An 11861-nucleotide genomic window follows, 5' to 3' on the forward strand; every position below is an offset into this window, starting at 1 on the left:
TCGGAGAATACAATGGCTGTTTTGTCAGATTACACCTCTGGCACGATAACGCTTGCCAATGGTTCAACGGCTGTGACCGGCACCGGCACACTGTTTAATGTGGCGAAGTTTCGTGAAGGTGACACGCTTCAAATCCAGAACCTGACGGCTGTTATTGCCAGTGTGAACAGCAATATATCGCTGACACTGACCGTGCCTTGGACGGGCACCTCGCTAACGGATGCGCCGTATAGAGCGAGATATTTGCCTGACGGCGCGCGGGTAACAGCACAAACTACAACACTGATCGAACTTCTCGGAAACGGTGTCTTGTCCAACATTGCTGAACTTGGCGTTGAGGATGGCAAGGCGCCTGTCGGCAATGCGGCGGGTGAGTATGAGTTAAAGTCTGTGCCGACAGATCCGAACGGCAGTCTCGGTAAGTTGGCAGATCTAACTCTTGCTAACCGACAGGTTTTGCAAACGGACGGTTCAGGCAATCTCACGGCAATAACTCTTTCTTCCAAGCAAATTCTACAGACAGACGCTAACGGCTCTCTCACCCCGTTGTCATTAGTCGCTAACAAGATGCTTGTAACGAACAGTTCTTCGCAAGTGGCGCTTGTTGACGATAAGTCCGTACGCAACCTTTCAACTACAAATGTCGCGTCTTCAGTTGCTTATGTCGATGTAACTATACCATCCGGCTTTGATGTATTTGAGCTTTACCTAAAAGAACTGATCCCAGTTAATAATGCAGTGGCCCTTCAGATCCAGTTCAGTACCGATGGAGGATCGAGCTTCTACACAGGCGCAGATTATAGAACCAGTGCAATATCTGTAACGGGCACAGCATCAGGTGGTTTTGCTGGTGGCACGATCACAAACAATGTTCAAATCGGAAATGACATCTCCAATGTCCACGGATTTTCAACGAGAATTTCTGTTTATCCTGGTAGCCCTATAGGTCGTCCAGCAGTGTCATCGGTCACAGGTCTGCAATCGTCTTTCGGCTATAAACTACAGATAGCGGCGGGTTTGTTGATCACAGTAATGCAGCGGATCACAACCATCAGAGTATTTTTTAATTCTGGCAACGCTGCCAGCGGGAAACTTATCTTGACGGGAGCGTGATATGGCAGAAGCTATGAAAGACGGCGAATATGTAGAAGTCGATGCGGCTTGGTTGCATGCCCGAGACAGCGGTGAATTTATTGCTCCTACGCCGACACCGCAGGTGGTTTCGAGATTTCAGGCTAGAGCGGCATTATTTGCGGCAGGACTATTGCCCCAAGTTGAAAATGCCATTTCCGAGGCTGAGCCTCTTGTGCAAATGGCATGGAGCGATGCTCAGGAGTTTCGGCGTGATAGCCCTACAATCTTAGCCTTAGCTAATGTGATTGGCTTGACAGAAAATCAGGTGGATCAACTCTTTACCGAAGCGTTTCAGATCGTTGCGTAATTAACCTATCCCCACAATCGGACCGACCACACCGCCCTTGAAGCGGTTTTCCGTGCCGTAAGGAAGTACTAAGAATCCAGCGGAATGAGCTTCATGAAAGCGGCTGAGGTGAAAGCAGATTCATATCACCGCTCATCGGTCGAGTTTTATCAAAAATGCGTTCAATGCTATCCGCTACCGCTACAAAAAAAGTCAAGTATCCAGAGATGTACATGGGAAGAAGATAACGCCATTCCAGTCCTGTCTCCGACAATAGATAGGGAATGGTGTATAGCAGGCCAAACACATAGACTGCACAAGGTAAAGCATTTCTGTTTTTTAGACAGAAAACAAAACCAATGACCCCCAGCAAAATTGACGGCCAATGCTTGAATAGTAATGATGTTTTAAGTGATATAAGTGTTTCCACTGTCCACCGGTACCCCGGAATTATCGGGGAGGAAGTCACGTTGAGAATATTCGGATCCACATAAGGGTGCATCGGAAAGTATTCTGCTGAATGTGCAATTTGGCCTCTTATGTACGCGAATTTGTGACGGATGAACCCTGTGGGCGATTCCCATATGAGCATGGGTAGGCGGTCAATAATAAATTGACCGTTCTTCAAGATTCGATCGAATCCGATAAGCGCGTCTTTTGGCCAAAACATAAGCCCATTTCCACTGTATAAATACAATGGAATTGAAGCTTCCAGCGCGCCATCGCCAAAAGCGGCGTCATAATACGGTTTCTCTTGCGCTATCAGCTTCTCTTGCAACTCAGAGTTTGAGTTGACAATTGTTCCGAGATATTGATTGAACAGTGCAAACCTTAACATTGAGCCTTGCTGTTCTACTCCAGGCATCAATACGGATGCCTTTGTACCCAAAGCAAGAATGACGCAGATGGCTGCTGCAACAGCCACTCGCGCAAGACCATTAATGTTGTGTCGCTTCCCGATGTAGATAAACCAAACTACTGCGACTAACGGCAAAGATGATATCGCGTTATATCGGATGCTTATAGAAATAAAGAATAACAGTGTTCCGATTATCAGCCATTTGGTGTGTGTGAAACCGCTCTTATAAAAAGTGTTGAAAGCGAGCAGTCCGAACACAGCGAAAGCAAACACCCAAACGTCTGTCCAGTGGACATTGGTATGCACCCATAGCGGCAATAGACAGAGCATTAGCGCAGAACATACTGCTAGTGAAAACCATGATCGAATTGACACCGCAATAACAACAAAGATTGCGGACCATAACAAGGCACCCTGGACGAACGAAAAGGATGCAATTGCTGCCTCTCCGGTTGACGTTGAAAGAAAAAACGCTCTCTGGATTATCGCCATTAGCGGCGGCTTAATCGTATCATAGTTTTGTGTAACTGCTTGCTGCCAACTGTTAGCGCTATCTCGCGATAGAAAACCTGGATAAAACATAAGTAAAAACAAAGTGCTTATTAAAAGCGCGGTAAAAACCGCAGCGCAAATGCGCGCCCTTACATTGTTGGCATTCTCATGGTGCATAGTGTGAGGCGACCTATTATCCAAAACCATCGTCACAGATAACGATTCATCCGACATACCCAATCGTAAACGATATCACAAACAGCAAACCGCCCTTGAGGCGGTTTTTTCATGCCGAAAGGAAACCCCGGCTCGGAAGTGTGCCGAGCCGGGGCAATGCGAGCCTTCCAGTCGCGTCGTTAAGGTTGGCCCGCATTTTCTTTTAATCATTGTGGCAACCACCACAGTAGAATGCATGCCAAAGCCGTTGCCAGTACGGCACCAGCAAAGAGCAAGGTCTGATCTGAAAAGGTGAAATTGAAAATTGTCATCTGCGATTATGCTCCGACCAGATCATAAAGCCGATCAGGGCGAGCAACGCAGTCGTCATAAACCCAATGAACCAACCCATAACAATTCCTCCGCTCAGTAAACGCCTTTAGCGGGAAAAAAGTTCAATCACTCTTTAAAATAGAAAGCCCCGACAGGCGGGCCTAGCCGGGGCTGAGCGTTCTTGAAGCGGGGGCTTCAACCGCTCCCGATCATCACCCCACAAAGTAAGGAAAACACAATGGTCAGAACCATTGAATCAAACCCGCTTCTCTTGATGCTGGGCATCAACGTTACCTTACTTCGAGAACTTCACCGGTGCTTCGGTCAATAACGACACGCATATCATTGTCGCGGCGGTCTATTCCTCGAATGACATAAGAGTTCCTGCGTCGTGAGACACTTTCGACTTCATCCATTCCTTCATCCCGCGCAATTCTCGCGGCTCGACGCTCGCTTATTTCTCCGCGATCTGGTCGGCGATCCCGATCCATCCTACGGTTTCCATCTGGAACTATTTGAATTCCATTCGGACCGACCTCGATGCTTTGTGCTTGTGCTGGAGCGGAAAAAGCGACAGCCGACATGATTAACACTGCGATTGCTGTAAGCTTGTACATGGCAACTATCCGTTCAAGGTTGTGCGCCCACCGTTCAATTGAACGAGCTCAGTTCCCCTTAGTTCCTGTGGCTACTGTCAACTCTCCTAACACTCTGAATATCCTGTGATCGCTGCAGCGCTTTCTCTCGTTTGAATTCCTAGGACAATCCAATGAACAAAACAACGTTCTTCGCGTATGCGAGGCGCGCGCCTTTTGGCGGCCGTCTCTCGCAGGCGCAGGTTGATGGCACATCTGCTATATTGACCGAAGCCCTCAAGCGTAATCTACCCGATGAGCAGATCGCGTATATCCTAGCGACTGTCTTTCACGAGACAGGCGGCAAGATGCAGCCGGTCGTCGAGAACCTAAACTACAACACTGCATCGCAGATCAAGAAGACATGGCCGACGCGATTTCCAACCGTCGCAAGCGCAGAGCTTTATGTCCGCCAGCCTCAAAAACTTGCCAATAAGGTCTACGGCGGACGCATGGGCAACGATAATGCTAACGATGGTTGGCTTTTTCGCGGGCGAGGCCTGCCTCAGATTACAGGCGAGGACAACTACAAGAAGTTCGGCATTGCTGATGCACCTGAGAAGGCGCTAGAGCTACCCACAGCAATCCGCATTCTCTTTGAAGGCATGGTGCTGGGTAAGTTCACGGGACGGAAGCTGGGCGACTTTTTCGGCAAGGGTAAAGCCGATGCTGAAGGCGCGCGGGCTATCGTCAACGGCACCGATAAGGCCACGTTGATTGCTGGCTATTACCGCAATTTCCTCGACAGCCTCGTCGCTGCGCGCGAAATGAAAGCGGTGGCTGTTGAAGATGCCAAGCCTGACGACGTGCCCCTCCTCAAGGATAAGGCGGTGCAGACCATCGTCGCAGCTGGTGGCGGCACGTTCGTGACCGGCCTTATTGGTGCGGTTTCCAATCCATGGGCATTCCTGACCGTTGCCTTGATCGTGGTTGCCTTAGGTGGTGGCTTCTGGCTTTGGCATACAGGCAGGCTGGAACTGAAGAGGATGGCGGTGTGACGTGGCTTTTAACATTGCGCTCCAAGATTACAGACTACGCCGTGGCAATCGCTGCGGCTCTGGCCGTCCTTGTCGGCGCATATCTCAAAGGCCGGTCTGACAGCAAAACAGCGCAGACCGCGCGCGACGCACAATCGGCAACCAAAGCACGGAAGATAGAAAATGAAGTCAGCCGTCTTGATGACAGCGCTGTTGACGCTCGGCTTGCTAAGTGGATGCGCGACAAGCGGTAACTATTGCAATATGGCGCGGGCGATCTACGCCAGCCATTACGACACATCAGAAACCAAGCGCCAAATCCTGGCAGAGAATGAGAAAATGGAAAAGCTATGCGGGGTGCGGCCGTGATGAACGAATTGATGGATATTGAAAAATGACCGGCACTGAAATCATGGGGGCTGTCGGCTTTATCGTGATGCTGTTCGGCTTCCTGTTTGGCCTTTGGAAATATATCGAAGGCCACATCAGGACGGTGAGATCAGAATGCGGAGTTAAAGCTGACGCAGCTACCGCACTTGCCGCGCTGACGAGGCAGGAGCTTTCAGACTATAAGCTGCGTGCGGCTGAAACATTTGCAACAAAGGCCGGGATGCAGGAGCAGACCTCGCAGATCATGCGTGCCATCGAAAGCGTTGCAAACCGCATTGACGGGCTTACCGAGCGCATGGATCGTGTGTTTGAGCAGAAGACGACGCGGGCGCGATCCTGATGTAGTAAAAAAGCGGTCTTTGGGCCGTTTTTAAGCACGTTTAAGCCCCGGTTAGAGCATTAACGCTATGAGATGGTGATCTATTAGTCCCCGAGAACGGCTTTCTCTTAGGCTTAGGCAGTAATCCTTCACGTTGTGCTTTTTTCTTCGCTTCTTTTCGGGCCCTGCCTATGGCAGCTTCCTTTTCGCGAATTCGTTTTTCTGAAGGCTTTTCAAATGCACGGCGGGCCTTCATCTCACGGAAAACACCCTCACGCTGTAATTTCTTTTTCAAAACACGTAAGGCTTGATCAATGTTATTGTCTCGGACAAGAACTTGCATAACGGCTCCTAACGTCTAGCTTCCAAAGATGAATCACGGGCTATTCTTGCTGCCCTCAACCGATCAGTCTTAGCGGAGGTCGCGGATTTTTCTTCATTGAGAATAGACTTAGCTGTGTGATCAATTCGCGACTTGAGCACCTCGGGGTGCTTATTAAGTCGCTTGAAAAGAGTATCTTTTGTGTATTCGGTTATCATGGCGATGTTCTCCAAATATAAAATAAAGCCTATGACTAACGGGCTCGGCTTTTTGAACAACCGCCAGCAGTTCGTCTCAGAACGTTTGAAAGTTTTGACCAGTCGCGCGGCGAAGTAATGCGCTTTGAGATGTTTCCCATCAAGCGGGACTGATCCAAAGGCGAAATATCAATCTTACTGGATTGATTTGTGAGGTTTCGTGAATGGTCTCGTTGGTTTTCCATAAGAGCCTCTCTGTTAAATTTATTAATTCAATGAGCACGCAAATAAAAAGGGCCGAGCGTGCACTCGACCCTTTAAAAGTAAACTTCTTTCAACAGTGCCAGTACATCCGTGGTCAAAGGAAAGGAGAAAACCTATTTATGCAGCCTGAAGGTTGCAGGCCGACATCTTGCCGGACTTCATGTCTCGTTCCATATCGTAGCCAATCTTCTGTCCTTCGACGATTTCGCGCATTCCGGCGCGCTCGACGGCAGAGATATGAACGAAGGCATCTGCACCACCGTTATCAGGCTGAATGAAGCCGAAGCCTTTTGTGGAGTTGAACCATTTGACTGTGCCAGTGGTCATAATAAACCCTTTCATAGAAGTATAGAGGGCAACACGCAGTTGCGTGAAGTAAAGTGATAACGATTATTAAAAAGGGGTTCGTTCAGGACGCGGTGCTAAACGCGTAATAAAGCAAAACTCATCAAGAAAATATCGATAATTAATACTTAATGCGTGAGCTTGAATTTGTCAAATTATATTTATTTTTATTCTTGAAAATGGAATTATATATAATGTTTGTACGGATATTTGTTCGGGAATTATTTCAAAAACTTACAACAGGCGAATGTTCAAAAAAAGGTCGGGTGATCCAGATATTTGTCAGACGCTGAGCGAGGTAATTTCTGGAGCTATTTCGGCGCGCTGCTGTTGACGCCCCTTTCACTTCCACCACAATGAAAAATTGCTGGCCGCCAACCCGCTAACCAACCAACACGAGGAGACTGTATGTCCAATGACAGACAGCGGGCGAACACGCGCCTCTCACAAGAAGAGCTATTGCGCCGTGTTGCTGCATATCAGCAGCACGGTACACTTACGAAGGCTGCGCTCGCATGTGGCGTTAAGAAGTCCACCTTTCACGACAGCATCAAGCGTGCGGCTGAGCTTGGCTTGATGGGCCCAAAAGCAACGCTGCCGGGCTACGCGATTAAAAGCCTGACAGAGACGCCAAACGGCACATATATGCGCCAGACGAAAGAAGCTGGCCCGGTCTATGAGGCCACGGCCGGTTTGGCGGTCAAAGGCAAGACGACGCTTGTTAACAGCGAAGGCCGCATAGTCACCCAGCACATCATGGAACGTGAGGACGCCGACCAACAGCGCGCCACTATCACGGCTATGGTTGCCGCCCTTAAAGAAGAGTTGCCTCGCGTATCGATCATGCCGGCTCCGAAGGGCCGTCGCGAGGACCTGTTGAATCAGTTCACGATCACCGACAACCATTTCGGCATGATGTCGTGGCGCGAAGAGACCGGCAGCGATTACGATCTGCGGATTGCTGAGCAGTTGTTGCTCGATTGGTTCTCAGCAGCGGTAGCGCAAGCGCCCGACGCTCACACGGCCATTCTGGCGCAGCTCGGCGACCTGATGCATCACGATGCGCTTGAAAGCGTCACGCCTGCACACAAGCACGTTCTGGACGCTGATAGCCGACTGCAGAAAGTCATTCGCATTGTGATTCGTACGATCCGTCGCATAATCGATATGCTGTTGCAGAAGCACGAGCGGGTTCATGTCGTGATGGCGTCGGGCAATCACGACCCTGCCTCATCTGCATGGCTGCGTGAAATGCTGGCCGTTATGTACGAAGACGAGCCGCGCATCACCGTCGATAATTCACCATCACTCTATTACGCGTTCGAGTGGGGCAGCACGATGCTAGCCTATCACCATGGCCATAAGCGAGGTGTTGCGAATATCGAAGGCACGATTGCTGGCATGTTCCGCGGAATGTTTGGCCGGTCGCTACAAGCCTATGTCCATATTGGACACAGACATAGCGACGAGGCTAGAAAGGGCACGCTGATGTATGTCGAACAGCACGAAACGCTTGCGGCTCCTGATGCGTATGCGGCTGGAGGTGGTTGGCTGTCGGGCAGATCAGCCAAGCGGATAACTTATAGCAAAGAGTTCGGTGAGGTCGGTCGCGATATTCTCCGGCCTGAAATGGTGCAGGGTGCTTCGCGCGTGCCAGTGGCTGCGAATGATAATGTGGCAAGTGAGATGAGGGCAGCAGCATGAAACTAACCGTCTACACAAAGCCCGGCTGCCAGCAGTGCATTGCGACAAAGAAAACGCTTGAGCGTGCCGGGCATGAGGTTGCGTTCGTGGATATCACGCAGGATGCAGATGCAGCGGCGACGGTTCGTGGTCTTGGCTATCAGTCGTTGCCTGTTGTCGTTGTGAGCCGAACGAAACATTGGGCAGGGTTTCGGCCGGACCTGATTAAGGAATTAGCACCATGAACCAATTCCACATCGGCCAGCAAGTGGTCTGCATTGATTCTGTGGTCGGCTTTGAGCAATATCTCGAGATCAAGGAAGGCGAGGTCTATACAATCGAGTGGATAGGGCCGTTTGAGCATTACATTCACTGCTCTTATATCGGCGTGCGTCTGGCCGGTATCAATCGCGGGACCTGTCCGCAGTTCGGTTACGAAAACCCGCCTTTTTCAGCGAGCCGATTTCGTCCGCTTGTTACTGATCGCTTGTCAGCCCTACGCGGGTTGCTCGCTGGCGGTCCCGTTACAGAGAAGATCGAAGAGCCGAAGCGTAAGGTGAGGGAGTGTGTATAATGGCCCACAAAGGGCAAACCACCTATTTAGGCGACATTACCATTCACGGTCTGTCCGCTATTAAATCCGACGGCGGATCGACCAGCTATTACGAGTTGCCAGAAGGTGCGAGCGAACTGAACGACCTTATCGAGCACAAAGGTATGTCCTTTGCGCTCGGCAACATCTTTAAAGCTTGCTATCGCTTTGGCGAAAAGGACGCTGCCAGCCGCCTGTATGATCTGAACAAGATCATATTCTTTGCGGAAAGGCTCAAAGCGTTGGAACAGCGCGCAGCTTAAATAAACCTCCCATCGGACGGGAATCTCATCGTCAATTATTGCAAATCAAAAGGACTTCGGATTTCTCCGAAGCCCTTTTTTAAGATCGTTATCTCTGGTTTGTTATTTGCGGTAAGCCAAGCCACCCCAAATTCTGCCTTCTTCGCGATGACGACCACCGTGAACGGCTCCGATGTAAGCGGCAACTGCGGCAACAAGTGCAGATGCTGCGAGAAGGAATGCCGTGAGGATGCCCGTTATTCTCGCTTTTTCAGCCGCGTCGGCTGCTTTCGATTTTACTTCTTCTGCAGTTTTTTCAGCTTGCGCCTGTATGTCAGCAATCGTCTTTTGAGCTTCTTCAACCTTTTTTTGAGCGTCAGTACGCAAAGCCTGAACGCGTTCAACCGTCTGGTTTACACGAGTTTGAGCATCATTTTGACTTAGGCCGGTTCGAGTAGCGACCTGATTAGTGAGCCATTCGCGATCCGCGTCGGAGATTTCACCCGTAGTAAGTAGGTTTCCAAGAATACCGCTTATCTGACGCTGAAAACCCGCCAAATTCTGCGCTTCCTGACCCACTTCAGAGTTACCCTGACCGTCTGTACGTAGGAGGCTATCAGTGAGGTAGTCTAACGGGTTTGTTTTCAATCCTTGTGGCAACATCTGTTCAACAGATGGAGCGGCCGCTTGTCCGGCGCCTTGCGCCAAGCCTGATACAGCTTGCCCAGCACCTGAAACAATCCCTCCAGCCAACTGACCAACACCCTGAGCGGTGCCGCCAACGACCGTGGCTGTGGTTTGCACAGCTGTTTCAGCAGCACTTCCAACCGCTTTAGCGCCGCCTGAAACGACGCTGACGAGGAGCATGGCCGATACGATAGTACCAAGTCCCCAAACCACCAGTCCATTCAGGCCGTCCCGAATAGTGGATTCATCGCGAGTTGACGTTCCAGTAGGTCGACGCATTCTGCCGGTGATATATCCACCAAGCATATAAGATGCCACCATCGATATGATGATAAAGAGTGCAGTTAAGACAAGCCATACAGCACTAATGTCTCCACCTCCATCGACGGAGAATGAACTTAGGCCAAGACCACCAGCGAATGTCGTCAGAACAATCATCACACCCGAAGCGACTGTAACGCCAGCAAAAATAGCCGCCCAATCGACATAGCTGCGATCAGGCGTATTTTCTACAACAGTTGAATCTACCATCAACGTAATCCCAGAAAAGAGAGGATGAACAACACAATAACAACTAGTCCTACTAAATAGATGATGGAATTCATGTTGGTTATCTCCTTCAAATAAGTAACAATTCCCGATTATCGGGTGTATTAATATCGGGCTTTACGCTCTTGTTGAGAAAACTCATGAGCCGGTAAAAAGTTTCATTGAAGATGAAATTTAATTAATTTATTAATACTTAGACTAGTCCGGATATGGCGATTTCGTTTTTTTGGATTATCCGGTGAATTTATTTACTTGTGTGAAGGCTTTCGTTTTGGTCTTTTGGACCAAAGGGCTTTATTTTTCTGAAGCTGAAAGATCTTGCGGATTGAGGCAAATAAAAAAACCGGAACATCTGCTAACATCACGGGGCACGGAAACGTTCACGACCCAGCTTCCACCGAGCTGCGCGTCAAATACTTTATCAAAATATGACCGTTCGCCACTTCGACTTCTTGCCAACCTGCTGCCTTGGCATCTGCAATCAAGTCGGGGACGCCGGGTATAAGCCCGCCTGTTTTTGTCCTAGTATGTCGCTCCACCCTTTTTGGGCTTTGTTCAGTTAATTCTTTGACCGATCGGGATATGGTTCATCAGGCAGCTTCTTCTTAGGATTGCCCGGAGCGTTTGATTGTTCATGAGTAGGTTTTTCGTGCTGGTCCTGGGGTTCAACCGGAGAAGGATCGACTGTTGTATGTTCTCTATGAAGGTCAGGGTCTGACCAGGGGCTTTTCTTTTTTTCCATTTAATCCTCCCGAAATTAGAGAACCCCGCCTAAGCGGGGTTCAAGGAACTAGGCAGCCTTCAAGTTAATTTTAGTTTCGGCTAATTTGGTCAAGTCGTGATCAGTTTGACCCTCTTCTTGCAGTGTTGCGTCAAGAAGCTTTGCTACATCCTTGTGACCAAGTTCAGTGGCCCATCGTTTAAGCGTGCCATATCTTGTAATTTCGTAATGTTCGACTGCCTGTGCGGACGATATCAAACCGGCGTCAAGCGCCTTTGTACCCTTGAATTCGTCGATAATTTCCTCACCCTCAGCGATAATACCTTCAATAGCATCGCAGGTTTTACCCTGAGCGCGCTTTCCGAGGAGTTCGAACACCTGCTGAAGCCGTTCGATGTGCTCCTGAGTTTGTTCCTTATGCTTTTCGAATGCTGCTTTGAGTTCAGGCGCGACAGCCGCTCTTGCCATCTTTGGCAGTGCCTTGACGATCTTTCGCTCGGCATAATAAATGTCCTTGAGCGTGTCGTAGAACAAATCGTCGAGCGTCTTTTCCTTGGAATTCGGCATTTTTCTCTCCATTAGAGTTTATGCCCCTGCATGGAGAGTCAACGTTCATGGATGCTCTTGGTTCCTCGGCCGAAGCCTAAGATTTTGTTTTGCCGAAGTTCAGATAAACTG

General features: G+C 49.5%; 15 protein-coding genes. 9 read left to right on the forward strand and 6 right to left on the reverse strand.

Annotated elements, in window-relative coordinates; translation table 11 throughout:
- Window positions 1-12: 12 nt before the first annotated feature.
- Together CEV32_RS23820 and CEV32_RS08880 are read left to right on the forward strand one after the other, a co-directional pair.
- Window positions 13-1113: a hypothetical protein gene (locus tag CEV32_RS23820; RefSeq protein WP_208620827.1), complete on the forward strand. Its 1101-nt coding sequence runs from the start codon at window positions 13-15 to the stop codon at window positions 1111-1113.
- Between the two features lies 1 nt (window position 1114).
- Window positions 1115-1441: a hypothetical protein gene (locus tag CEV32_RS08880; RefSeq protein ID WP_094576327.1), complete on the forward strand. Its 327-nt coding sequence runs from the start codon at window positions 1115-1117 to the stop codon at window positions 1439-1441.
- Between the two features lie 91 nt (window positions 1442-1532).
- Here the strand turns inward: CEV32_RS08880 and CEV32_RS08885 are convergent, their stop codons facing one another.
- Entirely contained in the window at window positions 1533-3005 is a 1473-nt protein-coding gene (locus CEV32_RS08885) for a hypothetical protein (protein ID WP_143128807.1), read from the reverse strand.
- A gap of 1024 nt (window positions 3006-4029) precedes the next feature.
- On the opposite strand from CEV32_RS08885, the gene CEV32_RS08895 reads away from it, so the two are divergent.
- The 3 genes from CEV32_RS08895 to CEV32_RS08905 all read left to right on the forward strand — a co-directional run bounded on the left by CEV32_RS08895 (window position 4030) and on the right by CEV32_RS08905 (window position 5602).
- Entirely contained in the window at window positions 4030-4893 is an 864-nt protein-coding gene (locus CEV32_RS08895) for a chitinase (protein ID WP_094576333.1), read from the forward strand.
- Window positions 4890-5126: a hypothetical protein gene (locus CEV32_RS23660; protein WP_094576335.1), complete on the forward strand. Its 237-nt coding sequence runs from the start codon at window positions 4890-4892 to the stop codon at window positions 5124-5126. Before CEV32_RS08895 ends, CEV32_RS23660 begins: the two co-directional genes overlap by 4 nt.
- Window positions 5127-5266: 140 nt before the next feature.
- On the forward strand, window positions 5267-5602 hold the full coding sequence (locus CEV32_RS08905; protein WP_094576337.1) for a hypothetical protein: 336 nt from the start codon (window positions 5267-5269) through the stop codon (window positions 5600-5602).
- A gap of 40 nt (window positions 5603-5642) precedes the next feature.
- Here CEV32_RS08905 and rpsU read toward each other — a convergent pair whose 3' ends face one another.
- Both rpsU and CEV32_RS08920 read right to left on the reverse strand, forming a co-directional pair.
- Complete coding sequence (gene rpsU, locus CEV32_RS08910) at window positions 5643-5924, reverse strand: 30S ribosomal protein S21 (protein ID WP_094576339.1); 282 nt, start codon at window positions 5922-5924, stop codon at window positions 5643-5645.
- Window positions 5925-6481: 557 nt separating this feature from the next.
- Window positions 6482-6691, reverse strand: coding sequence for a cold-shock protein (locus tag CEV32_RS08920; RefSeq protein WP_094507679.1), 210 nt, complete (start codon window positions 6689-6691; stop codon window positions 6482-6484).
- A gap of 426 nt (window positions 6692-7117) precedes the next feature.
- Between CEV32_RS08920 and CEV32_RS08925 the strand changes: the two genes are divergently transcribed.
- From CEV32_RS08925 to CEV32_RS08940, 4 genes are read left to right on the forward strand one after another with little or no spacing between them, the layout of a single operon-like run.
- Window positions 7118-8413, forward strand: a complete 1296-nt coding sequence (locus CEV32_RS08925; protein WP_094576343.1) for an oxidoreductase — start codon at window positions 7118-7120, stop codon at window positions 8411-8413.
- Complete coding sequence (locus tag CEV32_RS08930; RefSeq protein ID WP_094576344.1) at window positions 8410-8637, forward strand: glutaredoxin domain-containing protein; 228 nt, start codon at window positions 8410-8412, stop codon at window positions 8635-8637. The genes CEV32_RS08925 and CEV32_RS08930 overlap by 4 nt, the downstream gene beginning before the upstream one ends.
- Window positions 8634-8966: a hypothetical protein gene (locus CEV32_RS08935; RefSeq protein ID WP_094576346.1), complete on the forward strand. Its 333-nt coding sequence runs from the start codon at window positions 8634-8636 to the stop codon at window positions 8964-8966. The genes CEV32_RS08930 and CEV32_RS08935 overlap by 4 nt, the downstream gene beginning before the upstream one ends.
- On the forward strand, window positions 8966-9247 hold the full coding sequence (locus CEV32_RS08940) for a hypothetical protein (RefSeq protein WP_235818776.1): 282 nt from the start codon (window positions 8966-8968) through the stop codon (window positions 9245-9247). Before CEV32_RS08935 ends, CEV32_RS08940 begins: the two co-directional genes overlap by 1 nt.
- A 102-nt stretch (window positions 9248-9349) precedes the next feature.
- On the opposite strand, the gene CEV32_RS08945 is transcribed toward CEV32_RS08940, so the two are convergent.
- From CEV32_RS08945 to CEV32_RS08950, 3 genes are all read right to left on the reverse strand, one after another.
- Complete coding sequence (locus tag CEV32_RS08945; protein ID WP_094576348.1) at window positions 9350-10444, reverse strand: hypothetical protein; 1095 nt, start codon at window positions 10442-10444, stop codon at window positions 9350-9352.
- 577 nt (window positions 10445-11021) lie between these two features.
- Window positions 11022-11204 carry a hypothetical protein gene (locus tag CEV32_RS23395; protein WP_143128809.1) on the reverse strand — a complete coding sequence of 61 codons (183 nt, stop codon included), beginning with the start codon at window positions 11202-11204 and terminating at the stop codon, window positions 11022-11024.
- Between the two features lie 48 nt (window positions 11205-11252).
- A complete protein-coding gene (locus tag CEV32_RS08950) occupies window positions 11253-11750 on the reverse strand; it encodes a YciE/YciF ferroxidase family protein (protein WP_094576350.1) in 498 nt (165 codons plus the stop codon).
- Window positions 11751-11861: the final 111 nt, after the last annotated feature.

The organism is Brucella rhizosphaerae (assembly GCF_002252475.1).
Lineage (GTDB): Bacteria > Pseudomonadota > Alphaproteobacteria > Rhizobiales > Rhizobiaceae > Brucella > Brucella rhizosphaerae.